Below are 25,680 nucleotides of genomic sequence, written 5' to 3' on the forward strand. Positions count from 1 at the left end.
GTAAAGGATCACTGACTTCGGATAATGCGCGCCTTTGAAACTGATCAACGTCTCAATCCTGATATCGGTTTTGGCAAGCGCATCAACTGAACCGAACCGCTACAAAACGCAACCATCTTACAAAAGTTTGCGACACTACCGCCGGATAGATGTCATGGCAACCGGTGGCGTGCAGGCGTTGCACCAGCATGTGCCTGATCTGAGACAGTGACTGATCGTGCAGGCTGGAACCCGCAAGCCGTAGGTTGTCCGCCGATCCCGCGCTATCGGGCCCTTTGACAAGAGCCTGATCCGCGCTTTTGTTGATATGCCTGACAAGCGCCGCCGCCGCAGGGCCGTATGCGGCGAGGGTGGGTGGTGTGGCACCCTGGCCGATGACTGTGTGAACAAGTTGGCGAACCGCAGTTTGTCATTCGCGCGCTTGGCAACACGCGGTGAGGGCCCGCACACATGTATCACGCGCCCAGAAACTTCGCCGGCGATCCGCGCGAGATGCCAGATATGTCCGGTTGTTAGGAAGGCTTTGACCATGAGCCCGCCGTTCTGCGCCGCAAGAGCTGCCAGTTTTCTGCGCCATATTTCAAATGTTCTGAGGTGTATCGCAACAGGGGTGATACCGGATGCGGCGACCTGACGAAACGTGACATCGTGCTCCCCCAAATAAGTATTCAGGCAGTCTTTGAACGCCCGGTCCCGGGACCGAATGACAACATGGTCGCGGGGCCGCGCGATCAGCGCAATGTGGTAATCAAGATGCGTCTGTGGCGCGGTGGCCATCAGGCTGATCTCTGCCTGGTCACCAGTGAGCAACGTGGGTCCAGCGCCAATGCCTTGCGCCACATGGCACGCGGAATCTCGCGATGTCAGAAAAGCAGGTTCGTGCCGCAACAACTTGGCCGCAACCTTCGAAAGGCGCTCAGGTGTTTTTGGAGGCGGTCCAGACATGCCAGAACCATATCATTTTGCACGCCGTTGAGTTGACGAAAATCAGTCCGCACGGTGTTGGCCTGTAAATATCTGCCCATCAGAAACGGAGCCCGCCGATGTGTCGCCTATATGCCATGAAAGCGAACGAACCGACAAAGATAGAATGCAGCATGGTCAAAGCGCAGAGCATAGGTGACTTGCATGCGCATGGTCATGGCTGGGGCGTGGCGGACTATGCCGATGGGTTGCTGCTTGTGGAAAAACAGGTCTGGGCCGCTTTTCATGGTGAACATTTCACCAAGGCGGCACGATCCCCAATTTCGATCAGATCAGGCCCCATCTGCGTGAGCACATGGAACAGGTTCACCGGTCCGACATTAGCGGGACGACAGACAGCGAACATGTTTTCCGCTATTCGTTGAGCCTGCACCTGCGCCACCCTGAACGGGGTTTGATGGCGGCGGTGCGCGCGGGCCTGACTCAGGTTGTCCGATGGTGCGTAGAGGTAGGCCCGTGTCGGCCTGAATGTCATTCTGACAGACGGGGATAACATGGTGGGGTCGCGTCTGAACCGATCCCTTTTCCATTTGCCACGAGATCATATATTTGAGTGCCCAATTTGCGGGCGGCCCCATGTCCATGATGACCCGCGGCGCGCCTGTCCGGCGATTGAAATTGCCTCTGAACTGATCACCCATGGCGAGGACTGGTATGAGGTGCCCAACGACACCCTGTTCCGTATGGGTGAGGACTATCGACTGGATATGGAGCCGTTTTTGCATAAGGCCTGAGGGATCAGGCAGCGCGTTCGGGAGGGCCGTCACCATCTCGAGAAATCCACCGTGTCTAGGTCGAACTCTTTCGACACAGACTGTTTATTTGCAGCCAAAACCTAGAGCCAGAGCGAAAGACCCGGTGAGAGGCAGGTGTACAAAGGTGCGTCGCCATATAAATCCATTGAGCAGTGTCTAGCCGTCCTGCGCCACTGATTGTCGGAAAAGCAAGAGGCTGATGGTCAGCAGCACGGTGCCAAGCAGCGCCATCCACATGAACTCCAACCAGACCGTATCGATCCCCGCACCTTTGAAGGCAATGGCCTGGCTGGCCGACATATAGTGGCGGGAGGGCAGGAACAGTGTTCCGGCTTGCAGCCACGCAGGTTGGCTCTCGACCGGTGTTTCGCCCCCTGACAGCATCAGCATTGGCAGAATTGTCAGCATCACCAGAAGCGCAAACTGCGCCATAGACCGAGCGATGGTCGCGAGAAATACACCCAAGGCCGTGGCCGTAAAAAGGAAAAGCCCGGTGGCGACGAGAAAGAGCATTTTAGACCCGGCAATGCTGATCCCAAGCGTGCCCTGCATGACAAACACCAGTGACAGCCCGGACGCCACAAGGACAACCGCAGCATTCGCCCAGATCTTGGCCATGGCAATGTCAAAAGGCGCAAGCGGCATGGCGAGCAGGTGTTCGATTGTGCCGTGCTCGCGCTCCCGGATCATGGCTGCACCGGTCAGGATGGTGGTTAGCCACATGATCTGGCCGATCAGGGCCACGATCCCGGCGAAACGCACGGTGTCGCGGTTCGGATTGAAGGCGCTCCGCAGGATGATATCGACCAGTGGCGGGTCGAAGAGGTCCGCACCGATAGCAAAGCGACGGATCTCGGAGCCCAGAATATTGGTGATGTAATTTGCACCGATCCCGGCCTGTTCCATCGCGGTCGCATCGATCAATACCTGGATTTCGGGCGCACGACCGGCGCGGATGTCTTTTTCAAATCCCGGCGGTACGGCTATAATGAAAAGAAAGTCACCCGCATCCATCCGGTCCGCCCCGGACCCCGGCGCGATTTGGACAACGGGCTGAAACTCTGGCGGAAAGAAGGCCGCCGCAAGGGCGCGCGACAGCGGCGAGTTGTCCTCATCGGCAAAGGCAATGGACGCGTTGTTCACGGATGTTGCAACGCCGGTTGCCTCCATCACAGGGGCCAGAGTGAAGGACCAGACCAGCAGCGCCATCATTACCCAGTCGCGGCGCAGGCTCATCATCTCTTTCAGCCCAAGCCAGAAAATGCAGTGGAGCCGTTTCATCTATTTCTCCTGCGCGCGAAGCGACAAGCCCGCAAGTGCGGTGAACGCGGGCCCAAAGCAGGCCAGTGCGACGATGTCAGGCGCGAGGGCGTCCCAACTCAGCCCTTTGGTGAAAGAACCGACGCTGAGGTGCAGGAAATAGGACGATGGCCAAAGCGAGCCGATCATCTGCGCACCGCCCTCAAGCGTGGACACAGGTTGCAGCAAGCCGGAAAACTGGATCGTTGGCACAACAGAGGCGATGGCCGTAGCAAAGGTTGCGGCCACCTGACTTGACGTCATGGTCGCAATCAGCAGGCCATAGGACGTGGTGGCCCAGATATAGAGAAACCCGCCAATGGCCAATGGCAACGGGTTGCCCTTGAGCGGGACACCAAAGAGAAACACCGTCATTCCGGCCAGCAACAGAAAGTTGGCATAACCAATGACGATATAGGGCATTTGCTTGCCCATCAGGAACTCAAGTCGTGTTGTTGGTGTGACGTAGAAATTCGTGACCGACCCCAGTTCACGTTCCCGCGCGATACTCACAGCCGTTAGAACGGCCGGCAACATGATCAGCAGAATCGCGGGCATCGCCGGCGCCATCGCAGCGATGCTCTCGAAGCTCTGATTGTACCGGAACCGTGGCTCGATGCGGGCGATTTCAAACTGGCTGGCACCGTTTTCTCGCGCCTGCGTTTGCATAAAGCTCTGGTGCAGCCCGGCGACATATCCTTCGACTGTCTCGCCCTTGAAGGGGATCGCACCATCCACGGTGGCGAGGACCTCGGTGGCTTCTCCGGCGCGCAGTTTGCGCCCGAAGTCCGGCGGTAGCTCCACGACCAGCGAGACATCGCCCGAGGTCAACCGCTGACGTCCTTCGGCAGCCGTGGCGAGCGGTGGCGTCGGGCTGAAGTAACGCGATCCATCAATCTCGGCGATATAGGCCCGGCTTTCGGGGCTTTGTGACAGATCAAGCACGGCGTAGTCGAGCTCGTTGATGTCCAGGGTAATGCCATAACAGAAAACCAGCATCAGGATGGCGGATCCTAGAAAGGCAAAGGCGAGGCGCACCCGGTCGCGCAAGACCTCAACCGCCTCACGGCGGGCATAGGCAAGGGCACGGCCCAGGCTGCGCCCGTATTGCGGATCTGTCGCGTCTACCGTGATATCGGGTGCCACGACCTCGGGTGGGCGCTCAGCCGCTTCCAACACAGCGATGAAAGCGTCCTCTAGGTTTTCCGCCCGGTGGGTCTCCATCAATGCGCCGGGCGTCCCTTCGGCCAGCACGCGGCCCGCATGCATGAAAGACACCCGGTCGCATCGTTCTGCCTCTGCCATGAAGTGTGTGGAGACGAAGATCGTCACGCCTTCATCGCGTGAAAGCTCGATTAGCAAAGACCAGAACACATCGCGCGCAGCCGGATCCACCCCGGACGTGGGTTCATCCAAGATGAGCACGCGGGGACGATGGATCACAGCAACAGCTAGGGACAAGCGCTGTTTGATGCCCAGCGGCAGCGTCGCGGCCAGCGTGTCCGCATGTGCGGTCAGATCGAAACGGTCTGTGAGCGCATCGATCCGGTCTTGTTGGTCCTCAATATCGAATATGCGCGCATGTAGCCTGAGGTTCTGCCGCACCGTCAGTTCGCCGTATAGCGAAAACGCCTGACTCATATACCCAATATCGCGCCGGGTCTCGAGGTTGCGCGCATCAACCGGTCTGCCAAAGAGTAAGGCCTCGCCCGCACTGACGGGCAACAACCCGGTCATCATTTTCATTGTGGTCGATTTGCCACAGCCGTTTGACCCCAGAAAGCCAAAGATCTCGCCTCGGTTGATCGAGAAATCGACGCTGTCCACTGCGGTGAAGTCACCAAAGCGCCGCGTCAGCCCCCGGGCAGTGATCACAGGGTCCAATTTGACTGCGTGCCTGGACACTTCCACCGAGGTGATTTGCCGATCATCCCGCGTCTGTAGATTGCGATACGCGGTCTCAAGATCAGTGTTTTTGCCCTTCAGCTCGGCAGGTGACCCTTGGAAAAGCACAGTCCCCGCATCCATCGCAACGATCCAGTCAAAGCTTTGCGCTTCTTCCATGTAGGCGGTTGAGACAAGTACAGAAAGGTCGGGCGTCTGTTGGCGGATCGCATCGATCAGCGCCCAGAATTGACGGCGCGAAAGCGGGTCAACACCAGTTGTCGGCTCGTCCAGCACCAGCAGTTTCGGGTCATGGATCAACGCACAACACAGCCCCAGCTTTTGTTTCATGCCGCCGGAGAGTTTACCCATCAGCCGGTCGGCAAAAGGCGCGAGCCCCGTGGCCGACAAAAGCGCGTCGATCCGGATGTCACGTTCGTGCGGCCCTTGCCCAAAAAGGCGCGAGAAGAATTCAAGATTTTCGCGCACCGACAGTTCTGCATAGAGATTCCGGCCCAGCCCTTGGGGCATGAAGGCAATCGCGGGGCACACGCACCGCCGGTGTGCGGTGTCATCGATTGGGCCGCCAAGCACATCGATGCGTCCCGATTGCAACTTTTTCGCACCTGTGATCAAGCCCAGCAGCGTCGATTTGCCGACACCATCCGGTCCGATCAGCCCGATGAGGCACCCGGCGGGTAATTCCAAAGACACCCCGTCCAACGCTGTATGCTTGCGGTACCGGTGGGTAACGCCGCCCACATGAATGCCTGTGGTGCTGACCTCCGCCGTCATTCGAACAGCTCGGGCGGGATGCGTCTTTCAAGCGCGGCGGGCCAAGTCATGTCCGGACTGAGGCGGATCACCGCGACCCCGCGCAGGCCAGTTTTCACATGCTCAATCCTTTCTTCGATCAGATCACCGGGGATGCGCACACGCACGCGGAAGACGAGTTGTTCGCGTTCGTTAAGTGTCTCGACCTGCTTGGGTGTGAACTGTGCTTCTGGCGAGACAAACGAAACAATCGCCGGGATCGCATAGTCCGGCAGTGCATCAAGGACGATGCGCGCTTCGGCTCCGATGGGCAGCAGACCGGCTTCGCCCGCGGGCAGAAACACCTCCATATAGACGTTCTGAAGGCTCAGCAGCGTAAGGATCGCCCCCCCGGCGGGCACGACTTCGCCCGGTTCCGCAAGCCGGTAAAGCACGCGCCCCGCCATCGGTGCGATGAGCGTACTGTCGTCAATCTGTGCCACTATCCTGCGTTCTTCCGCCTGGGCTGCGGCGATCTGGCTGTCGGCGGTGGCAACACGTGCTTTGGCCGCCCCAAGCACTGCTTCAGCGACCTGAAATGCGGTCTCGCGTTGCTCAAATACGGACTCTGAGATGTTCTCGCCCGTCAACAATGCTGTGGCGCGTTCAAGCTCATGGGCGGCACGACGCAGTTCACTGTGACGCTGGATGACGACTGCTTCGGCTTCTGACTTGATCTGACGGGCCAGCGCAACCTCGGCCTTGGCCCGGTCAAGCGCGGCAGACAGCTCATCTGTGTCCATCTTCACGAGGGTATCGCCCGTTGCGATCAGACTACCTTCGCTTGCCATGACCTTTTCTACGCGCCCCGCAAGTGTTGGCGCGATTTCAACCTGCTCTGCTTCAATCCGGCCGTTCCCCTGAACAAATCCAGGCGGCAAAGCGTCCTGTGTGTCAAATGACGTCAGGTAACCGACGACACCGGCAAGCAAGACCACGGCCACGATGATGATTGTGCGTTTTCGGTTTTTCATAAGGGGTCGCCCGTTGTTTGATAAAACTTTTGCGCGCTAAAACGCAGCGCCCCTGCCTTGCGGTGAAAGGATTGTCTGTGCCGAAGGCTGTTCAAAGAAGGTTTTGTTGTCGTGGCGTCGAGCAGCATGCGCCATGAACTACCCTGAGCTAGATTATGGTGTATTTTGAACACGAAGATCATCTCTGGATATTCTCAAGAAAAGCGAGCAATCCGGCGAGTTCTCTGGGCGTTGGTGTCAACACACCGTCTATTTCAACCGGCACAAGGTCTTCAGTCATTTCCGCCCCAAACTCCGGCATAACACGGGCAAGATGACTTGTTTGAAGATCCCCGTAGATATAACTCAGCGCGCGAGCAGCAGGGAAAGTACCTCCGTTTCTATCGCTCAACATGGTCAGATCAGGCGGAGTATTTGCCAGACCTTTGGCGTTTCCTCCACTGCCGTCTGCGCCATGACATGACGCACAATTTTCCGCAAAAAACACAGCGCCGTCAGCTGTTGTTGGCATAGTTTGCGCAGGGCCGGTTGGTTCAGTGCAGGCGGCCAGTGTCCCAAACGCGAGCGCGCAAACCATACCGGGCAATGTTACAAAGCGCATTTGTGTCTCCTCAGTCGGAATCAGGAATGCAGGCATGATGCCACGTCGGTTTGCGCGCCTGCTTGATATCGATCAATCGACCACAAGCGCCGATTGATACTTTGGTGACGAGTTTTCAAGCAGGAGGAACGGGCAGATGATCTCTCTGGAAGATTTGGAAGACATGTCGGCATTGTCCCACGATGAAATCGACGCATTGGCAGAACACGAAAATATCACGGCGTATGATGCGGCCCTGATGGGCGAATACCTGATGCACGCGCATCATGGCCCGCAAAGGGTAAACGGCATAATTTGCGATGATATTCGCGTGGCTTTGCATAGTGGAAACGCGCAACATGCACATGAATTGTTTGCCGTGTTGCGCGGTTTCATCGCCGAACACCCCGAAGCTGCGCGCGGTGTGGCATGATTTTTTGGACCGTTTGGGTTTGCTGGTGCATTTTACTTGCCAGGATTTTGCGTCCTGCGCAGCCCACGGCCTCAGCATTCAATGATGCACACAGTTGCTAAATCCCTGCCGTGCGACCGGTTCCTTTTCAGACCGGAAAGTTGTCATTCTCTGCATCATCGACGTCATCTGCTGCAGCGTCTTCGAGCCACGCCTCTGCCGCTTTGGCAGAAGCGGCCGGAAAGCCTTTAATGTCCAGTGACGGGATGACGGCGCCTTCGATTTCCGCAGCCGTGCGGATCCACGCCGCATCAGACAGCACCGCGCATTTGTCAAATTTGCCGACCAAGCTCATCAGTTTCGGTAAATGCTGAAACTCGACCGCCAGCGCGCCCATTGTTGGCATGTCGAAATTCAGAACTTTGTAAAGCATTTTGCCTTGCGTGATGTCTTGCGACTGCTCAATCAGGCTATCCAGCGCCCTGCGCATCTGATCTGCATTAAGCGTTCCGGACAATTCAAGATCCAGACGATTTGCTGATGGTTTTGTAATGGTTAGCATCTTTAGCTCCCACAGTAGTGTTGCTGTAACTGTGTCCGATATGAAACCTGTAGGTATTGACGTAAATCAACCGCCTGCGGTCGAATGAACATAGCTGTCGAGCAATTTTTAACGCGTGATCGTCGCAAGGGCTCTGTTGCATTAAGGTATAAAGTTCGCAACAGATCCGAGTGGGTCGCTAAATTATACTGCTGCCTCGATCAGCGTGGCATAGCTGTGGCCTTTGTCGCTAACAATCGTCATCGGCTGATAGCACCCAACTGTGTCGCTTGCTTGACGCATAAATACCCTTGCCGCATTGGCGTTTCGCCGTGCCATGAGCCGGAAATCGATAGGTTACCCGCTTTGATCGACAGCACGCCAAAGGTAGCCCCAGCGTCCGTTTTCTCGGACGTAGGTTTCATCCCTTGCTCGACAGGGTATTGCACAGCAATGCCCGAGAGAGGACATGCCATTGGAGCTCGCGCCAGGAGCGTTGCTGGCCACAAGCCCGTTTCCGAATTTCTGGGCCAAACTTCTGAACCCATCGATAGATAGTGGCCGCATCAACCGAGATGGCTCGCTCCGCTAGAAGATCACGCACATCTCGATACGAAAGCGGATATCTGCAGTACCAGCGTACGGCCAACAAGATCACATCTTTAGGAAATCGGTGCTGCTTGAACGGATCTCGACGGGACACGGCGGAATCCTGCAAATCAATTACACACAATACCAGGCCACCAACGGCTAAACGCAACAGAGCCGGTTGCAGCGTTTGGTGCCGTTACATGCCAAGTTGAAGAAGCCTGAGCCTTGGCTGCGCAGGACCTTGCGGATGAACTTTGCAGCTGAACGGTAGTGGCTGGCCCCTGCCGCTTCGGCCCATCTGCCGGGCGTCCAATTGTTGTTGGCTCCCTGCATCGGGTCACCAAATAGATCTGCGTCCGAGTGTTCAGACAAAAACTGAACAAGCTTGTCATGGCGGCTTTGCAGCAACGCGTTAACCGCTGCCCAACTAAGATCCGACTGCTTCATTCGCAGATCGGCGTTGTAGCGTTTCAGGTCATTCCACTTGTAGCCTTCGGCCGGAAAGAACACCTCTTTCCCCGCCTTGCCGTTCTTGTACCACCCCAGAAACAGATCAATCCAATGGGCGCGATGGCCGATCACATCTTTGATCGACACACCGTCCTCGCCCAAAGATGCCGCAGCTTGATCCAGCGGCGCCAACAGCTTTTGGAGTTTGGCGTATTCCCTTTCCGTTAAGGTGATCAACTCGGCTTTGTTGTTGCAGGCCATTGCCGTTCCCTAGTGCGCCAACAGCAGTGGCAGGTCATTCTGTTCCATCATGGTCCGGGTGGTGCCCCCCAGAACCGTCTGGATCATCCGCGCATGGCCATATGCGCCCATGACCACCAGATCGGCTCCGAACTCTGTGGCGCGATCCTGAATAGCTTGACCAACTTCGCGGCCACCGCTGGGAAATTGAGACACTGTGACGTTGCACCCATGATGGCTGAGCCATTTGGCCACGTCTACGCCGGGGTCCTGACCATCCCCCGACGCTGTCATAACCGGATCAAAGCAGGCAATAACGACTTCGCTTGCCTCTTTCAGGTACGGCAGTGCTGCATGTATGGCTGCCGACGCTGCTTCGCTGCTGTTCCAAGCCACAAACACACGGCCTGCGTTCTGCTCAACCGACCCATTCAGGCGCAAACCGATGGGGGAGTGGAACAAAACTCCCGAAGCGGCCTCGCGCTGGACATCAGGTGTGTCGTGCAGATTGGGTGCAAAAAATGCTTCGTCACTCACGCGGGCAAGCCGGGAAACGTGGTGTTTGATATCCTGAGTCGCACAGAGCGCAGGGTGAACGTCGCCAGAAGCACCACACTTCGCGAGCAAAGCCTCAATCGCGTCAACGCGTTCCTTGTATTCTTGCTGGGCCACCTCGACCGTTTCACTCCAGTTGTCGGGGATGTTCATTCCGCCATAGGGTGGCACGCCGTAGGCATACATTGGCAACGCAGGGGCCTGCCCTAGCAAAAGGCAAATGAGGTGCGTGGAGCCCTGCGCTGCGCCTTCAGCGGCCTGCGTAATCTGCGCGTCTGGTGTATCTGAGTTCAGGACAAAAAGTATCGTGCGGCGGTGCATTGCAGTCTTCCTCTCATAAAGTCTCCAGCCGATTGGCCGGATCAGTTGCGAGCAAGTTGTCACATCGTCGGTTCGTCCGACTGACAAAGATCAAATCAGTGAGGCCTTATGGATGGCAAGATGCTGTCAGATGAAAGCATGCGAACGGCAATCAAATGGAATTCAAGGATTACTACAAGGTGTTGGGCGTCGCGCGGGATTCGGGTGCTGACGAAGTCAAGAAGGCTTTCCGCAAGGCGGCGCGCAAGTATCATCCGGACATCAATTCAAGTGCCGAAGCCGAGGCAAAGTTCAAGGACGTGAATGAGGCCTATGAGGTGCTGAAAGACCCTGAGCGCCGGGCCGCCTATGATCAGTTGGGTCAAGAGCCGCCACGCAGCCAGGGGCCTTATCAGCCGCCCCCAGATTGGGACGGTGGTTTCTCATTTTCCCAAGGCGGTCCGCAGCAGGGTGAGGCGTTCAGCGACTTCTTTGAGACGCTCTTTCGACGTGGCGCTGGCCCGACGGGTGGTAGGGGTGCCGGATTTGGTGCCGACAGCCATGGCCGGATCGAAATCACAGTAGAGGAAGCCTTCAAGGGTGCCAAACGCACCCTGAGCCTCAGATCGCCGGTCCTAGGACCCGATGGCAATATGACGCTAGAGGAACGTTCGATAGCGGTGAACGTGCCCAGTGGTGTGACCGAGGGCCAGCACATCCGGCTTGCAGGCCAGGGCGCACCCGGCTCGGGCGCTGCCGGCGATCTTTTTCTTGAAGTGTCCTTCGCCCCGCATCCCATCTATCGCCCTGATGGCAAGGACCTTTACCTTGATCTGCCAATCGCACCATGGGAAGCGGCCCTTGGTGGGCATGTGACGATGCCCACGCCTGAGGGCAAAGTTGAGCTGCGTATCCACAAGAATGCGCGTGCTGGTCAGAAGCTGCGGCTCAAGGGCAAGGGGTTACCAGGGCATCCCAGTGGCGACATTTACGCAACGTTGAAAATCGTCAATCCAAAGGCTGACACAGCCGAGGCCCGCGCGTTTTTTGAGAAGATGGCACAGGAGATGCCCTTTGATCCGCGCGCCAATCTAGGAGGTTAGATCATGAAAAAGACAACCCTTCGCAGTGAAGTTGTCGATATGCTCACGCTCGAAGATCTTTGTCGGTTTTGCCATGCGGATGAAGCCTGGGTCATTGAGTTGGTTGAACACGGTGTGCTCGATCCCATTGGCGGCACCAGCAGCAACTGGCGCTTTGTGGGCACCAGCATCCGGCGCGCGAAAAAAGCGCGGCGACTTAACCGGGACCTGGGCGTGAACACAGCAGGTGTCGCTTTGGTCTTGGATCTTCTCGATGAACGTGATGCCGTATTGCGACGGTTGGCGCAATATGAGGCACTTTAAGTCTCTACACTGATCCGGGTGCCTTTGGTGCCCTGAACCAGCGCCATGCAATCCTCCAACCGCCCGATGGCGGCAAAGCCCCCGGTCGCGCGCGCAAAGTCGCAGGCGGCATCGACCTTGGGGCCCATGGATCCTGCTGGAAAGGACATGGAGCCCAATTCCAGCGGTGTGGTGGCATGCAACATCGCTTCATCTGGTCCGCCCCAATCCGTGAACACACCCGCCACGTCGGTCAGCGTTTCACCGCGTTTTGAAAGCGCGTTCCCGCCCAAAGCAACAACAATTCTCATTCAGGAACCCAGAGTTGCGACCAGAACGGCCTTGATGGTGTGCATGCGGTTTTCGGCCTGATCAAAACGATAGAAGCGGGGCTTTCGAATACCTCTTCAGCCACCTCCATGGCGTCTAGACCAAAGGTATCGCGGATGTGCTGACCCACTTCAGTTTCGGTGTTGTTAAACGCGGGCAGACAATGCATGAATTTGGTGTGCGGATTGCCGGTTATCGCCATAACATCGGCGTTCACCTGATAGGGCATCAACAGCTTGATCCGCTCGGCCCAAACATCCTCGGGCTCTCCCAACGAGACCCAGACGTCGGTGTAGATAAAGTCGCTTTCGCTCACCCCTTGTTGTACATTTTCGGTCAAAAGGAACCGCGCACCGGTTTGCTTGGCCTCACCCAAGGCTCCGTTCACGATGGCTTTTTGCGGCCAAAGCGACTTTGGCCCACACAGTCGCACATCCATGCCCAGCCTGGCTGCCCCGATCAGCAGACTGTCGCCTATGTTGTTACCCACATCCCCCATAAAGCAGAACGCGATTTGACCCTGTGGTTTGTCCACATGCTCTGTCATGGTCAGCACATCGGCGAGAATTTGGGTGGGATGAAATGCGTCCGTCAGCCCATAATAGACAGGGACACCGGACCAATCGGCCAGCGTTTCCACGATGTCCTGATCAAACCCACGGTATTCAATGGCGTCGTACACCCGGCCCAGCACACGCGCTGTGTCCTTGATGCTTTCCTTCTTGCCGATGTGGCTGCCCGACGGTCCCAGATAGGTGGCATGCGCGCCCTGGTCATGGGTGCGACCTCAAACCCGACACGCGTGCGAGTGGAGCTCTTTTCAAAGATCAACGCAATTTCACGACCTGTAAGGGTTGGCTGTTCGTTGTCTGTGTATTTCGCGGCCTTCAGATCAGCGGCGAGCTTCAGCAGGAATTTGATCTCCTGCGGGGTGAAATCGCGCAGTGACAGGAAAGAACGGTTCTTGAAGTTAAAGGACATGGCGTTACTCCACCGGATCACGTGAAATCAGACAGGTCATGCAGGGGCCACCGCCACGGCCGCGGCCCAATTCGGCACCACGGATGGCGATCACTTCGATGCCTGCCTTACGTAGAAGCGTGTTGGTGTGGACGTTGCGGTCATAGGCGAGGACAACGCCCGGCTCCAAGGCGACTACGTTATTGCCATCGTCCCACTGCTCACGCTCTTGTTCGAAATGATCGCCGCCGGAGCCGATGATATGCAGACTGTCGATGTGCAGGGCTTCCTAAATGACATCAAAGATGTGACCGGGATCTTCGACCACCTTGAGCGCGTGTCTTTCATCTGGGTAGAGCGAAAAGCATCTGATCTGGTCCGCCACCTGCGTGAAGCCGGTGACAATTTCGCGGTCACAGAACGTCAATACCGTATCGAGATGCATAGCGGCCCGGGATGCTGGCATCTGACATGCGATGACGCGCTGCGCCACGCCTTGCTCGAACAACGAAACGGCCAGCTCCCCACGGCCTCCGGCGTTGTCCGTTCGCCCATGCCGACCAGCACGCAGCCATTCCCGATAGGCATAACATCGCCGCCCTCAAGTGTGGCGGGACCAAAGTCTTGATCGGGATTGCCCCAGATGACCTTTGCTTTGCCCGCAAAGTGCGGATGGAAGCGGTGTATGGCGGCGGCGATGAGCTTTTCCTGTTGGCGCGCGGGCCAATGCATCGGGTTCAATGTGACGCCCCCGTAGATCCAGCAGGATGTGTCCCGCGTGAATATGAGGTTCGGCAGGGGGAGCATGACAAAGCCGTCTGGGCCAAGGAATCGACCGAACATGCTGTGCGGGGCAAAGGGGAGATCGCTGACCGTAATGCCCCGGTAAGAAATCGTGTGAGTGCTGCAGCAGGCAGTTCGTTCAGCCATTCACGTAGTTCCGACATCATGCCGACGCCAATGTGGTCTTCTGTAATCTTACGGTCCAAAAGCCACGTCCGGGCCTCGGGCTGATCAAGGATTTCTGTCAACAGATCATGCTGTTCCAGCAATTCAACACCGCGATCGCGCATCTTGTCACAAAATGCGCTGTGATCCTTGCGCGCCTCATCCACCCAGAACACATCATCAAACAGCAGCGCGTTGCAGTTGCTTGGGGTCAGCCGTTCATGCGCGAGGCCAGGGCGCGAGACCATCACGTTTTTCAATTTCCAGACTTCCGAGTGGACGCCCAATGGTGCGCTCATAGCACCACCGCCGCGCTCAACAGCGCCATAGAGATCAGCGACAGCACCACCAACAGGGCCAGACGAACCTGAGCCAGATGTTGTAGGGCACGCGCCCGATGGCAAGACCACCGACAACGACGGCGTAGGTGGGTGCCACCAGATTGGTGATCCCGTTGGCGGTTTGAAACGCGGTCACGGCCAGATCGCGGCTTGCACCGGCGAAGTCCGACAACGGCGCCATGATTGGCATCGATAAGACTGCAAGGCCGGAGGTGGAGGGGACAAGGAAGTTCATCAGTGCCTCAATGCCAAAGAGCGCGTTGATAAACGCAACCTCGGACATGCCGGTGATCCAGCCTTTGAACGTATGCAGAAAGGTATCGGTGATTTGCCCCTGATCCTTAATGATCACGATGCCGTGTGCCAGCCCGATGACCAGCGCCACACCCAATAGATCGCGCACCTTCGACAAAAGAATTGGTGAACGCCTTTTCGCCCAGCCACCCTAATGTCCCAATCAGGATGGCCGTAGCGAGGAACAAAGCGGATACTTCTGCCATCCACCAGCCTTGGGAGAAGACGCCCCAAACCATCACGACAAAGGTTGTCGCAAAGAGGATCAGGATCACGCTTTGTATTCCCGTCAGTTTTTTACCTTCAACGGGCGCGTGCTTTTGCAGGAAGTGCGCTTCGTTCTTGTCTTTCATATGCGCCACAAGGGAGCGCGAAGGATCAACCCGCACTCGCTCAACGTAGCGCATCAGAAAAGCGACTGTCGCGAGCCACGACAGCCCAAGGATCATAAAGCGCAACACCATGCCTTCGGTAAAAGCGATGCCCGCCGTGTTTGACGCAATGGCAGCCGAGAACGGATTGATAGTTGAACCGATCACGCCGACGCCTGCGCCCAGCATGATGATTGCAACCCCTGTCAGCGCGTCATAGCCCGCTGCGATCATGATCGGGATCAGCAGAACATAAAACGCCAGTGTTTCTTCGGCCATGCCGTATGTTGTACCCTCTGCGGCAAACAGCGCCATCGTGATCGGGATCATCCATTTCTCACGGCCTTCCAGTTTGCGCATAGCCTGTGCCACAACAGTGTTGATCGCACCCGTTGCGGTAACAACGCCGAGGAAGCCACCGACGATCAAGACGAACAGTGAGACGTCGATGGCGTTCGCTGCGCAAGATGAGGGGTCGTAGAACCCCGCGATGGGGGCCAGCAGTACGTCAAAAACCCTTGCGGTGTGGCCTCAACCGGGGCGTAGGAACCGGGGACGGGTACGTCTTTGGCCAGCGCCGCATTCGGTGCGCGTTCATATTGACCCGCGGGGATGATCCACGTCAGCGCGGCCATTGCGATGACAAGGCCAAAGAGGATTGTCTAAGCGCTTGGAAAGCGGCTTGCTTTGTCTGGTTTCGGATCGGAGCCGTAGTGTGGCGGCATGACCATCAGAAATGCCATCCTTGATGGATGCGGTTGCCACGGTCATGGAGCAAACTTGGTGGGCCCAATTGAAATTGCTCAATCCGGCAGCAAGACTTGTGCTATTTCTTTACGCGTTGTTTGTATTTCCGGTAAAGGCGTTGGTTCATTTCGATGAACTGACCCAGCCCGCGTCCCAGCAGCCCTGCCGAATTGCGGCGCAGGTAAAAGTATCCGGTTATGCTGGCGATCAGCCCGCCCAACGCGTCAACGATCAGATCGCCCATCGTGTCGTCCAGGCCAGATTTCTGCATATTGAGCCCGAATGAGAGGTCCATCGCAAACTCGAAAACCTCCCAGATGGCGCCGACGGTCATGGCGACACAAAAACTGATGAATGCAATGGCCGAGGGCGGTGCCGCAAAGCGGTCGCCTTCGAACAGCATGAAGACGAATAGAAACCCTGTCAGGCCAAAACCCACTGCCGAAAGCCCATGCAGAGCGATGTCCCACCACCACAAGCGTTCGTAAAAATCAAATGCTTCTCCTAGAAAGATGGACGCAAAGAAAAACAGTGTCGTGAACAGCAGGAATGGCAACGGCAATCGTAGAGACCAGCGCGCGGCAAGCAGGGGCGGCAACAGAGACAAGGCAAGCGTTGCGAAGCTGACAAAGGCCAGTGACCAGCGCGAAAGGCCAAGTGAGATCACAGCCGTGCTCAGGAGCATCGTCCATATGATCAACATTATCGCACTGGTGTCTCGGATCAGTTTCACAGATGAACTTTTGGTTAGTGTAAAAATCGAGCGTGGCTGATCATATATGCTTTGTATGCAGGAAACTCAGATACGCATTGTAAGTTGTAACATGCGTAAGTCCCGGGGTCTTGACCAGAAACGGCGGCCAGAACGCACGTTGCAGGTCATCAATGGTTTGAATGCAGATATCGTTGTGCTGCAAGGGGCTGACAAACGGCTGGGACCACGCCCCTCAGCTTTGCCGCGCAAGATGATCGAAGCTGAGACGGACTTTGAACTGATCAGTGTTTTCCTCCAACGCCGTGAAAATTGGTTGGCATGGCAACGCCATTTTGGCGCGCAAAGGCCTTAGTGTTTTGGGCGTCAACCGACAGGACTTGCCTGGGTATGAGTATTTAGAGGCCCGGTTTGCGACGCATAGCCCCGGAAGGTCGTCTCACGCGCGGCGCCCGATCGCAGCAATTGATCGTTTTGCTCTCTCACATGGTTTCACGTTGCGCCACGCGGGCGTTGATCAAAGCCCGCTTGCACGGGTGGGCGTCGGACCATCTGCCGATTAGGTCCGACATTTCGGTTCCCGCTGCTACTTACTGAACAGGACTGGCAGTTTCTGGCCCTGCAATAAGGCATAGGTCGTGGCCCCCAGCACAAAGTCATAGGCGCGCGAATGTCCAAAGGCACCGGTGACGATCAGGTCCGCGCCTTTTTCAAAAGCGACGTTCTGCAATACATCTGCGATGCTGTCGCCCATTGGATCACGGTGTTCCAACGTTGGCTTCAGGCCGTGGCGCGCGTACATTTCCGCCATATCAATAGCGTCAGAGTCTTTGAACGCGTCCTGAGGGGCCTTGCCAACACGCAGAACTGTCAGCGTGGCACCCTCATCTGCAAGGCCCAGCATGTCATGCGCCGCGCGCGCTGCTTCACGCGTATCGCTCCACCCCAGCAGGATGTTGGCACCGATTTCAGGTCCGTCGTATTCCAGCGGCACCACAATCACAGGCCGCCCGCTTTCGCGGATCACCTGGGTCTGGGCATGGCGTTGATCGTAGCGGTCGCTGTTCTTATCCTCATGCGCCATGATCACCAGATCGGCCGCCCGCGCGCTTTCGATCATGCGTTCGCTGGCCGATTGTGCCTCAGCCCGGACCAGACGGAATTCGCTCACGAAGTCTTCGGGACCAGTATGCTTTTCAAACACAGCTTTGATCGCTTCGGCTTCTTCCTTCTGGCTCTCATTGAAGGATGCAAAGGCTGTGTCCGGGATATGCATTGCGATGCCGGGATAGACGATAAGCGCTTCAACGGTGTGCAACCCAATCAAATGCGCATCGTGCTTGCGTGCCAGGGGCACCGCTACTTTGAGAAGTGTATCCGCATGATCGGGAGTGGTGAGGCATACCAGAATGGTCTTTGGGGCCATTAGTCTATTCCTTTGAACGTGGTCTGCGCCGGGGCGCATCGCAGCACCCCGACATCTGTCAGGCTTTTTTGATTTTGATTTTTTGAACTGCGGCCTTGGCTGCTGAGGGTTTGGCGATGCCGAGTTTGAGGACACCATCAGCAAAATCCGCTTTCACCGCACCATCGTCAGGTGCAAAGCCGAGAGGGATCTGACGGCGGAAGCTGCCATATCGGCGCTCAATCCGATGATAACCGTCTTCTTTTTCCTCGTGATCCGCGCTTTTCTCGCCTTTCAGAACCAACACCTCGCCCGAAACGGTGACATCCAGATCATCTTCTTTGACGCCGGGTACTTCTGCGCTGACGTCGATTGAGTCGTCAGTTTCAACCACGTCGATGGCGGGGAAGGTCGGGCCGGCAAAGAAGGATTGGTCTTCATCATCCAGCATCGGAAAGTTGGATTTGAACTGATCAAACAGACGGTTCATTTCCTTTTGAAGCGACGGGAAAAGCGCAGGTTCTCCGACGGATCGGTTAGTTTGGGGAAGCGTTTGACGTGACATCTTTGGTCTCCTTTCAATGCAGCCGACACCGAGTGTGTCCCAGGCTGAATATCAGGATGCAGCAAGCAGCAATTGATCCCGATCAATCGATTCATCAGGGCTTGGCGTAGGTCATCAGGGAAACAAAGTTCTCAAACAAGGGGCCAATGATGTCTGTGTTTTCCAAGATATTCAACGCGATTGCGTTCGCGATTTTGTCACACGCAGCTTTTGCTGACCAAGTTTCGACGCGGAATGGTGATGACACGTTCTTTGGGGGTGGGCTGATCAGCCAGTCGATTGATACCAAAGGGGATACCTTTGTTGCTGCACGGTCCGCGCGCGTGAAGGGTGCTGCATTGGGCGATATGCATGTTTCCGGGTTCGACGTGTCTGTTGACGTAAATGTAGCCGAAGATCTTTACGCAATGGGTGCGACCGTTGTGATCCGGGGCACTATCGCCGAGGACCTGTCAGTCATGGCCTTTTCTGCTCGCACCGCAAGCACTGCAAAAACTGCTGGCAATGCGCGACTGATGGGTAATTCTGTCTCCGTCGAAGGATCTGTCGCCGGTGCTTTGTCGGTCATTGGCCGCGACGTTATACTGAATGCGCCGATCACAGGGGATGTGCGTGTCGTGTCGCAGACGCTTTCTTTCGGTCCAGAAGCGGTGGTTTCCGGCACGCTGACCTACAGCACCAACGAAAAGATCAAGGTGCCGGTGCGCGTGGCATCCGAAGACCGGGTGACATTCGAAAAGGTTTCGGGCGGACAGATCTTTGAGGAATGGCAGGACGTCACCAAGGAAATGCCTGCGCTGCCAACTTTCGCTTCAATGATGTTCGGGTTCATCGTGTCGTTGCTGTTCTTCCTTGCTCTGGGCGCGCTGATGCTGGGGTTCATGCCCAAGCGGCTGGCCCGCATGCGCCGTAGCATCGCTGCGACTCCAGGTCAGACTTTCATGCTGGGCGTGATTGGCCTGTCGATGCTCTTTGGCCTAGTATTGGTAACGGCGCTCACCATCATTGGTTTGCCCTTCGTCCCCATCGCAATTCTTGCCATCGTGGTGGCCTGGGTTCTTGGATATGCCTTGGGCGCCTACAGTGTCGCGATGCGTCTTTGGACGGGACTGGGCGGTGCGGATGATCCAAGTAATCTCGCGCGGCTCGCAATCCTTGCCGGCGCGATCACCTTTATCGCCCTGTTGAACTTCATTCCATTTGTTGGCTGGGTCGCGAACTACACGCTGGTGCTGTTTGGTATTGGGGCGATGACCCGGGCCCTTTTCCAGTCACTCATTGGAACCCCCGACGTGGTTCTCGATGTCGACATGAAACCAATCGAAGACTGATCTAACAACAGGAGAAACGCCATGACCGCACAAGGATTGGAAGTCATCGACCAGAGTGTCCATCTGACGCATGAATGGATTAACGAGTTGGCAGGACGGCTGGACTGGTCATCGAAGCGTTCCGCCCTCCGGCTCATGCGCGTGATCTTGCACCGTATCCGCGATCACCTTCTGGTTGATGAGGTGGCGCAGCTGTCGGCGCAACTGCCGGTGATGATCCGGGGGTTCTTCTTTGAGGGCTGGGTGCCCAAAGACACCCCGATCAAAGAAAGGCACGGGGGGGATTTCATCGCTTACTTAAGGCATCAGATGGGTGACACGGCAGAGTATCGTGGCCAGGATGATATCAAATGCGTGTTTGATCTGCTCAACGCGAGGATCAGCCGGGGCGAAGTTGAAGACGTCCGTGCCAACCTGCCGCAAGACTTGCGCGATTTGTGGCCCGCCCCTTGAAACGCTGAAAGCCACGTAGGTTATGCGTGGCTTTCGCTTTACGTTTGGGGAGAGCCAATCAAATCAATCGTTGCCCCCTTCAGCAAGACTTAGCAATGCGGTCGGGCGTTGAACAATGATCGTATGGATATTGTCGATCGCGATGATCCCGCTCTTGCGTAATTGCGTGAATGTGCGGCTGACGGTTTCTGTGGTGAGACCCAGAAAGTCGGCGATGTCCGAGCGGCTCATGGGGAGGGTGATTTGGCGGTAGGCACCCAGTTCTTCGCCAACACGGTCAGAGAGCACACAAAGGAACGAGGCGAGCTTCTCCGTCGCTGACTTGCGCCCGAGCATCATGAAATGATCCTGCATCCCGCTGATTTCACGCAATGCGGCCTGTAGCAGGGCGCAGTGCAGTTCAGGATCGCCATCGCCGTTTTCCAGATGGGACCGGCGGAAGGGCTGCAAGCGTACGTCTGTCAACGCCTCGCAATCAGTGTGGTGCAGATCATTGGCTGGAAAGCCGACGATGTCGCCGGGATAGCCGAATGCAATGACTTGTCGGCGGCCATCCGCCAGAAGCCGGGTCAGTCGCAATACGCCGCTTGTGACCTGATAAAGCCATTCGACCTCATCACCCTCAAAGTACAAGTATGCGCCGGGTTTCAGGCGCGCTTCCGCGGTTTTAGGTGTCGCGCTGGCAAGAAGTGCGGTGGAAGTTTCAATGGCGCATTCGTTGGGAATCGTGACATACATTTGGGCAGACCTCCGCGTTAAGTTGAGGTCACCTTGATCTGCATGTGTAATTTGAATTATTGTGCAGATGCTGATTTTTGTATCGTTTTGTAACAGGCGGGGTCTTGGGTGTGACTCCCGTTTGAACAACTCGTACAAGTCATCAGCCAACCATGTGAGATTCCGATGAAAGATCAGACGATCCTTGTTGTTGAGGACGATCAGAAGATCAGGAGCCTTTTGCGCAATGTGCTGGAGGATGAAGGCGCTCGCGTGGTTGAGGCGGAAACAGCCGCTCAGGTGATGCAGGTGATTGCGGATACACCGCCGAGACTTGTCACACTGGATCTGCACCTGGGTGCAGACAATGGCATAGATATCGCCCGCCAGATCCGAACCGTTTCGCAAGTGCCGATCATCATGGTGACGGGCAAAGACGATGTGATTGACCGTGTCGTTGGGCTTGAGGTCGGGGCGGATGACTACATCACCAAACCATTCCATGTGCGTGAGGTTGTTGCGCGTATCCGAAGTGTATTGCGTAGGTCTGGTGTGCCTGCGCCAACTGCTGAGGCCAATGTGGCTGAAGGCAGCGTGCATTTCAGTTTTGACGGTATGACAGCATTTCCCGATCGTCTTGAGCTTATCGACCGGGAGAACATGCCTTGCGATCTGACCAGCGGTGATTTTAAGCTACTGAGCGTGTTTTTGAACAGTCCCAAGCGGGTTCTGTCACGCGATCAGCTGATGGATCTAACTGGAGGCGTCGAATGGAGCCCGCTGGACCGCACCATCGACAATCAAGTCGCCCGCCTTCGCAAGAAGATCGAGCGCGATCCCTCAAGCCCCAAACTCATCAAGACGGTGCGGGGAATCGGCTATACCTTTGCGAGTGACGTTAAGCTCATTCAGCCGTCAGCAGTATCGGCCAAGAGCGCCTGAAGCCGCTGCGCCAGTTCCGATTGACGGTAGGGCTTGTGCAGGATGTCAAAATGAACGTCATGCGCCATCTCACCGGTAATCACATCACTCGCATAGCCTGAGGTTAGCAAGACTTTGAGCGCTGGAAACTCAGCCGTGATTTTCGCCGCCAGTTCATACCCGTTCAACGTGCCCGGCATCACCAAATCTGAAAAAACCAGATCAACCTCTGCGCCGTCTTTGAGCATCTCATAAGCCCGGTCACCACTCTCGGCGTGCAGTGTTGCAAAGCCGAGATCGCGAATGCGTTCGATCGACAGTTTTCGCACCTTTTCGTTGTCCTCGACAATGAGGATTGTCTCGCCTTTGCCGCGTGGTGGTTCTTGTCGTTTCACGCCTGTCGGGAGCACGCCGTCCGCCTCGGTTACATGCCCCACTGCCGGAAAATAGAGACCGAAACTCGTACCCAGACCCAACTCGCTGTAGAGCGTGACGTGGCCGCCGGACTGCCGCACGAAACCGTAAACCATCGCCAACCCTAGCCCGGTGCCGCCGCTCTCGGCTTTGGTGGTAAAGAACGGCTCAAACGCTCGACGCTGCGCCTCAAGGCTCATGCCTGCGCCATCGTCGCCGACAGACAACCGCACATAGTCGCCCGGCTCGATATCTGTTTCCTGTGCCATATAGTTGTCGTCAATCGTCACATTGGCGATAGAGACCAGCAGTTCGCCACCCGTGCCCATCGCGTCACGTGCGTTCAGCGCTAGGTTCATCAAGGCGGATTGCAGTTGAACCGGGTCTATCATGACCGGATCAAGTTCAGCGGCAAAGTCGGTTTTGATACGGTAGGTTGCGCCAATCGTGCGTTTGAGCAGCGACAGTGTATTCGCACAGACCTCCCGCAAGTCTGATCTCACAGGTTTAAGGTTGCTGCGCCGCGCAAACACCATCAGCCGTGTCGTCAGGTCTGCGCCCATTTCAGCGGATTCAAGCGCGTCTTTGATCAGCGGCATTTGGCGGTCGTCAGCACCACGCATCTCCAGCAGTTCAAGATTGCCGACGATCACGGTCAGCAGGTTGTTGAAGTCATGCGCGATGCCGCCTGTCATTTTTCCAATGGCATCCAGCCGCTGCGAGCGCGCCAATGCTTCTTCTGTCGCCTTGCGGTTGGTGAGGTCATGCAGGATACCAATAAAGATGCGCCTTCCCTCGACCTCACTATGCCCAACGGACAGATGCAGCGGAAAGACAGTCCCATCCTTGCGCTGTCCCTCGACATCGCGGCCAATATCGATGATCCGCTTTTCGCCGGTTTTGATGTGATGTGCCATGAATCCGTCGTGCAGCACGGCTAAAGCCTCGGGCATCAGCATGTTGACGCTTTGGCCCAGCATCTCATCTACATCAAACTGGAACATGCGCGCAGCGGCAGCATTCGCGCGGAGTATTTTTCCTGTTTGGTCCGATACGACCATGGCATCTACGGCCGCTTCCATGATGGCGTGCAAAATGGCGCTGTCTGTTGCTGTATTGACCATGGCAGGTTTCCTCTTTGCCCGACTCTGCCAAATGCTGCGCCTTGCGCGCAAGGCGGAATTGATGTGCATCAACCGCCCCTCGTTCTGGTCTGGCACATCTGAGGACATCAGGTGCAAGGAGGCCTCAATGAAACCAATCGTGACGTGGGTTGTTCTGGCGAATGCGCGTGTCGCAAACGTCTACGCGCATATGGGACCGGGCAACGGTTTGACGGCTGTGGGTGACCAAAGTAGGCACGCGCCGGAGATACCAATGCCGCGCGACAAAGCCGGAGTTGGCCACAGTATAGGTGGGCCAGGTGTTTCAGCCGTGGCGCAGAAATCACCAAAGGAAATGGCCGAAAATCGTTTTGCAAAAGAAGTTATTGACGGGCTGTCAGAGGCTTGCCGCCGCAAGAGGTTTGATCGGTTCGTACTCATCGCAGGTCCACACATGATGGGATTGCTGCGGGCACATCTTAAAGGGCCACTGTCGGCCGTTCTGATCGGCGAGATCCCCAAAGATCTGTCAGCCCAATCAATCGGTGACATTGAAACCCATCTTGGCGAACTGATCGCTGTGTAGACCCAGAGTGTGGGTCAATGGAAAAGGAAGAATGTATGTTTAGACAAATCATAGTTGGCCTTGATGGCTCGGACAAAGCCAAGAAAGGCGCGCGGACCGCGTTCGATCTTGGAAAGCACTATGGCGGTACCGTGACACTGGTTCATGTGCCACATGCCGAAACAGCGGCATTCGTTGTTGGTGCGATGTCCGGCTATCACGCAGCGATTACCAAACCCAGTTTTGATGAAATCGAAAAGGCTGGACAGCATGTGCTCGATGAAGCCCTGATCATCGCGGCCGATATGTTCTTTAAGGATATCAAGACGCATATGCCACATGGTGATGCCGCCACTGAGATCTTGCAGCATGCCGATGAGATTGATGCGGACCTGATCATTACCGGGCGTCGTGGATTGAGTGGTTTGTCCAGTCTGGTCCTTGGCAGCACCACGCAACGCATCAATCATCTGGCAAAATGCGCGTGCCTGTCCATCGTATGATCTAAGCTATTTCACGGACTAACGAATCCTCTCCTCAACGACAGTTTCAGCCGGCCCGAGTTCAGTTCGAGCCGGTCTTTCTATTTGGCCGGCGATTGCACACTTTGATTCAGGTAAGCGGCAAGGTCAGACAAGGTAATCACCCCTTGCAGTTGATGGCCCGAGACAACCATGAACTTGCGCTGTCCGGTTTTCCTAATCCTCTCCATGAGAGCTGGCAGAAGGGTGTCAGGAGCGACCATGACAGCGTCGTGCAGGCCAACAAATACGTCACCGACCTGAGTGCTCGCCCAATTCTCGCGGTCAATACCGGAGAGAACAGTGCGGTCGATATGGCCTAGAAGCACCGAACCTTCTGTCACCGGAACAAAGGTGACATTGCGCTTTAGCATGATCTGGTTGACGAAAGCGGCCAAGGTCATCTCTGGCTGTGCGGTGATCGGGTCACGTGTCATCAGCCCAGCCACCTTGTGCCCATCGAATACGGATTTTGTGAGTTGGTTTGTGTAAGCGGCACGCGCCGCCATCAGGACAAAGCCACCGATCATGATCTGCCAGAGGCCCGCAACAATCGCACCTTGAAACAAGGCTGTCACCCCAAGCGCCATCAGGAAGTAAGCAAAGAATGTGCCTGACCGTGCTGCGGTGCGTGTCGCCGCCAGCACATCGCCAGACCGGTGCCACAGGTAGGCGCGCAACACACGACCGCCATCGAGCGGGAAGGCGGGGACCATATTGAACAGCGCCAGCACCAGATTGATCAACGCCAGATAGGACAGAACAGAAGTAACAGCAGGTGCCAAGCCCGTCAGGGTGGCCGCACCTGACAGGCTCCAAAACCCAAGCGCCAGCGTCAGCGACATCAACGGACCTGCGATGGCGATCCAAAACTCGGTCAGTCCGGATTTTGGTTCGGCTTCAAGCTCAGCCACACCGCCAAACAGAAACAGGGTGATGGACTTGATCGGCACGCCCAGATGGCGGGCAACGACCGAATGCGCTAATTCATGGAGCAATAAGGATGCAAAAAGCCCCAGCATGGCAATGATTGCCATCGCCAAATAGCTCTGCGGGGACTGTCCGGGCAGAGCGTCCGGGAAGAACTGTTGTGATAAGCTCCAGGTAACGAGGGCTGCTATGATGAGCCAACTGGGATCGACTTTGATGTCGAACTTGTTGACCGATAATAGTTTTACAGCGTTTGTGAACATAATGGGGTCCATCCTTGCGGTGATCC

General features: G+C 56.4%; 27 protein-coding genes and 4 pseudogenes. 11 read left to right on the forward strand and 20 right to left on the reverse strand.

All coding sequences use genetic code 11. The features are described 5' to 3' along the window. Window positions 1–135: 135 nt before the first annotated feature. Window positions 136–945 carry a hypothetical protein gene (locus tag AB8B75_RS00640; RefSeq protein ID WP_405359027.1) on the reverse strand — a complete coding sequence of 270 codons (810 nt, stop codon included), beginning with the start codon at window positions 943–945 and terminating at the stop codon, window positions 136–138. A gap of 152 nt (window positions 946–1,097) precedes the next feature. Here AB8B75_RS00640 and AB8B75_RS00645 point away from each other — a divergent pair, with 152 nt between their 5' ends. Both AB8B75_RS00645 and AB8B75_RS00650 read left to right on the forward strand, forming a co-directional pair. Further along, entirely contained in the window at window positions 1,098–1,349 is a 252-nt protein-coding gene (locus AB8B75_RS00645; protein ID WP_405359029.1) for a hypothetical protein, read from the forward strand. A gap of 129 nt (window positions 1,350–1,478) precedes the next feature. Beyond that, entirely contained in the window at window positions 1,479–1,718 is a 240-nt protein-coding gene (locus AB8B75_RS00650; RefSeq protein ID WP_405359030.1) for a hypothetical protein, read from the forward strand. Window positions 1,719–1,895: 177 nt separating this feature from the next. Here AB8B75_RS00650 and AB8B75_RS00655 read toward each other — a convergent pair whose 3' ends face one another. The 4 genes from AB8B75_RS00655 to AB8B75_RS00670 all read right to left on the reverse strand — a co-directional run bounded on the left by AB8B75_RS00655 (window position 1,896) and on the right by AB8B75_RS00670 (window position 7,310). After that, window positions 1,896–3,020: an ABC transporter permease gene (locus tag AB8B75_RS00655; RefSeq protein WP_405359031.1), complete on the reverse strand. Its 1,125-nt coding sequence runs from the start codon at window positions 3,018–3,020 to the stop codon at window positions 1,896–1,898. Then, window positions 3,021–5,717, reverse strand: coding sequence for a ribosome-associated ATPase/putative transporter RbbA (rbbA, locus tag AB8B75_RS00660; protein WP_405359032.1), 2,697 nt, complete (start codon window positions 5,715–5,717; stop codon window positions 3,021–3,023). After that, window positions 5,714–6,709, reverse strand: coding sequence for an HlyD family secretion protein (locus AB8B75_RS00665; RefSeq protein WP_405359034.1), 996 nt, complete (start codon window positions 6,707–6,709; stop codon window positions 5,714–5,716). The genes rbbA and AB8B75_RS00665 overlap by 4 nt, the downstream gene beginning before the upstream one ends. Before the next feature lie 178 nt (window positions 6,710–6,887). Next, window positions 6,888–7,310, reverse strand: coding sequence for a c-type cytochrome (locus AB8B75_RS00670; RefSeq protein ID WP_405359036.1), 423 nt, complete (start codon window positions 7,308–7,310; stop codon window positions 6,888–6,890). Window positions 7,311–7,446: 136 nt separating this feature from the next. Between AB8B75_RS00670 and AB8B75_RS00675 the strand changes: the two genes are divergently transcribed. Continuing rightward, on the forward strand, window positions 7,447–7,722 hold the full coding sequence (locus AB8B75_RS00675) for a hypothetical protein (protein WP_405359037.1): 276 nt from the start codon (window positions 7,447–7,449) through the stop codon (window positions 7,720–7,722). 127 nt (window positions 7,723–7,849) lie between these two features. On the opposite strand, the gene AB8B75_RS00680 is transcribed toward AB8B75_RS00675, so the two are convergent. The 4 genes and pseudogenes from AB8B75_RS00680 to AB8B75_RS00695 form a co-directional block, all read right to left on the reverse strand. Next, window positions 7,850–8,263 (reverse strand): STAS/SEC14 domain-containing protein, encoded by a 414-nt coding sequence (locus AB8B75_RS00680; protein WP_405359038.1) that lies wholly within the window; start codon window positions 8,261–8,263, stop codon window positions 7,850–7,852. 183 nt (window positions 8,264–8,446) lie between these two features. Further along, window positions 8,447–8,809 (reverse strand): annotated as a pseudogene (locus AB8B75_RS00685) (DDE-type integrase/transposase/recombinase). Window positions 8,810–8,992: 183 nt separating this feature from the next. Further along, window positions 8,993–9,544 carry a ClbS/DfsB family four-helix bundle protein gene (locus AB8B75_RS00690; protein WP_405359039.1) on the reverse strand — a complete coding sequence of 184 codons (552 nt, stop codon included), beginning with the start codon at window positions 9,542–9,544 and terminating at the stop codon, window positions 8,993–8,995. A gap of 9 nt (window positions 9,545–9,553) precedes the next feature. Further along, entirely contained in the window at window positions 9,554–10,399 is an 846-nt protein-coding gene (locus AB8B75_RS00695) for a universal stress protein (protein WP_405359040.1), read from the reverse strand. Between the two features lie 155 nt (window positions 10,400–10,554). Between AB8B75_RS00695 and AB8B75_RS00700 the strand changes: the two genes are divergently transcribed. Both AB8B75_RS00700 and AB8B75_RS00705 read left to right on the forward strand, forming a co-directional pair. Continuing rightward, on the forward strand, window positions 10,555–11,481 hold the full coding sequence (locus tag AB8B75_RS00700) for a DnaJ C-terminal domain-containing protein (RefSeq protein WP_405359041.1): 927 nt from the start codon (window positions 10,555–10,557) through the stop codon (window positions 11,479–11,481). 3 nt (window positions 11,482–11,484) lie between these two features. Next, the gene (locus AB8B75_RS00705; RefSeq protein ID WP_405359042.1) at window positions 11,485–11,784 is read left to right on the forward strand and encodes a chaperone modulator CbpM; all 300 of its coding nucleotides are present in this window, start codon (window positions 11,485–11,487) and stop codon (window positions 11,782–11,784) included. Here AB8B75_RS00705 and AB8B75_RS00710 read toward each other — a convergent pair. The 6 genes and pseudogenes from AB8B75_RS00710 to AB8B75_RS00735 form a co-directional block, all read right to left on the reverse strand. Beyond that, window positions 11,781–12,074: a hypothetical protein gene (locus AB8B75_RS00710; protein WP_405359044.1), complete on the reverse strand. Its 294-nt coding sequence runs from the start codon at window positions 12,072–12,074 to the stop codon at window positions 11,781–11,783. The genes AB8B75_RS00705 and AB8B75_RS00710 overlap by 4 nt on opposite strands. Further along, window positions 12,075–13,074: pseudogene (argF, locus tag AB8B75_RS00715) on the reverse strand (ornithine carbamoyltransferase). It abuts the gene before it with no gap. Between the two features lie 4 nt (window positions 13,075–13,078). After that, window positions 13,079–13,896 (reverse strand): annotated as a pseudogene (locus AB8B75_RS00720) (arginine deiminase family protein). Then, window positions 13,791–14,300, reverse strand: coding sequence for an arginine deiminase family protein (locus AB8B75_RS00725; RefSeq protein WP_405359045.1), 510 nt, complete (start codon window positions 14,298–14,300; stop codon window positions 13,791–13,793). The pseudogene AB8B75_RS00720 and the gene AB8B75_RS00725 overlap by 106 nt, the downstream one beginning before the upstream one ends. A 34-nt stretch (window positions 14,301–14,334) precedes the next feature. Further along, window positions 14,335–15,436 (reverse strand): annotated as a pseudogene (locus AB8B75_RS00730) (YfcC family protein). Window positions 15,437–15,833: 397 nt separating this feature from the next. Next, window positions 15,834–16,487, reverse strand: coding sequence for a hypothetical protein (locus AB8B75_RS00735; RefSeq protein WP_405359047.1), 654 nt, complete (start codon window positions 16,485–16,487; stop codon window positions 15,834–15,836). Between the two features lie 91 nt (window positions 16,488–16,578). Here AB8B75_RS00735 and AB8B75_RS00740 point away from each other — a divergent pair, with 91 nt between their 5' ends. Next, window positions 16,579–16,821, forward strand: a complete 243-nt coding sequence (locus AB8B75_RS00740) for a hypothetical protein (RefSeq protein WP_405359048.1) — start codon at window positions 16,579–16,581, stop codon at window positions 16,819–16,821. A 231-nt stretch (window positions 16,822–17,052) separates the two neighbouring features. Here AB8B75_RS00740 and AB8B75_RS00745 read toward each other — a convergent pair whose 3' ends face one another. Next, complete coding sequence (locus AB8B75_RS00745; protein ID WP_405359049.1) at window positions 17,053–17,892, reverse strand: universal stress protein; 840 nt, start codon at window positions 17,890–17,892, stop codon at window positions 17,053–17,055. Between the two features lie 58 nt (window positions 17,893–17,950). Further along, window positions 17,951–18,436 (reverse strand): Hsp20/alpha crystallin family protein, encoded by a 486-nt coding sequence (locus tag AB8B75_RS00750; protein WP_405359050.1) that lies wholly within the window; start codon window positions 18,434–18,436, stop codon window positions 17,951–17,953. A gap of 149 nt (window positions 18,437–18,585) precedes the next feature. Here AB8B75_RS00750 and AB8B75_RS00755 point away from each other — a divergent pair, with 149 nt between their 5' ends. Further along, complete coding sequence (locus AB8B75_RS00755; protein WP_405359051.1) at window positions 18,586–19,767, forward strand: hypothetical protein; 1,182 nt, start codon at window positions 18,586–18,588, stop codon at window positions 19,765–19,767. Between the two features lie 21 nt (window positions 19,768–19,788). Beyond that, on the forward strand, window positions 19,789–20,220 hold the full coding sequence (locus AB8B75_RS00760) for a DUF2267 domain-containing protein (RefSeq protein ID WP_405359052.1): 432 nt from the start codon (window positions 19,789–19,791) through the stop codon (window positions 20,218–20,220). Window positions 20,221–20,283: 63 nt separating this feature from the next. Here the strand turns inward: AB8B75_RS00760 and AB8B75_RS00765 are convergent, their stop codons facing one another. Next, on the reverse strand, window positions 20,284–20,958 hold the full coding sequence (locus AB8B75_RS00765; RefSeq protein ID WP_405359054.1) for a helix-turn-helix domain-containing protein: 675 nt from the start codon (window positions 20,956–20,958) through the stop codon (window positions 20,284–20,286). Window positions 20,959–21,123: 165 nt separating this feature from the next. Between AB8B75_RS00765 and AB8B75_RS00770 the strand changes: the two genes are divergently transcribed. Then, window positions 21,124–21,879 carry a response regulator gene (locus AB8B75_RS00770; protein WP_405359056.1) on the forward strand — a complete coding sequence of 252 codons (756 nt, stop codon included), beginning with the start codon at window positions 21,124–21,126 and terminating at the stop codon, window positions 21,877–21,879. Here the strand turns inward: AB8B75_RS00770 and AB8B75_RS00775 are convergent. Beyond that, window positions 21,846–23,396 carry a PAS domain S-box protein gene (locus AB8B75_RS00775; RefSeq protein WP_405359058.1) on the reverse strand — a complete coding sequence of 517 codons (1,551 nt, stop codon included), beginning with the start codon at window positions 23,394–23,396 and terminating at the stop codon, window positions 21,846–21,848. The two genes, AB8B75_RS00770 and AB8B75_RS00775, sit on opposite strands and share 34 nt — an antisense overlap. Here AB8B75_RS00775 and AB8B75_RS00780 point away from each other — a divergent pair. Both AB8B75_RS00780 and AB8B75_RS00785 read left to right on the forward strand, forming a co-directional pair. Continuing rightward, a complete protein-coding gene (locus tag AB8B75_RS00780) occupies window positions 23,368–23,961 on the forward strand; it encodes a host attachment protein (RefSeq protein WP_405359059.1) in 594 nt (197 codons plus the stop codon). The genes AB8B75_RS00775 and AB8B75_RS00780 overlap by 29 nt on opposite strands. Window positions 23,962–23,996: 35 nt before the next feature. Next, window positions 23,997–24,443 carry a universal stress protein gene (locus AB8B75_RS00785; RefSeq protein ID WP_405359061.1) on the forward strand — a complete coding sequence of 149 codons (447 nt, stop codon included), beginning with the start codon at window positions 23,997–23,999 and terminating at the stop codon, window positions 24,441–24,443. An 80-nt stretch (window positions 24,444–24,523) separates the two neighbouring features. On the opposite strand, the gene AB8B75_RS00790 is transcribed toward AB8B75_RS00785, so the two are convergent. Next, window positions 24,524–25,654 (reverse strand): site-2 protease family protein, encoded by a 1,131-nt coding sequence (locus tag AB8B75_RS00790; protein ID WP_405359063.1) that lies wholly within the window; start codon window positions 25,652–25,654, stop codon window positions 24,524–24,526. Window positions 25,655–25,680 lie beyond the last annotated feature (26 nt).

This window comes from Roseobacter sp. (assembly GCF_045106495.1).
Classification (GTDB): Bacteria; Pseudomonadota; Alphaproteobacteria; order Rhodobacterales; family Rhodobacteraceae; genus Roseobacter.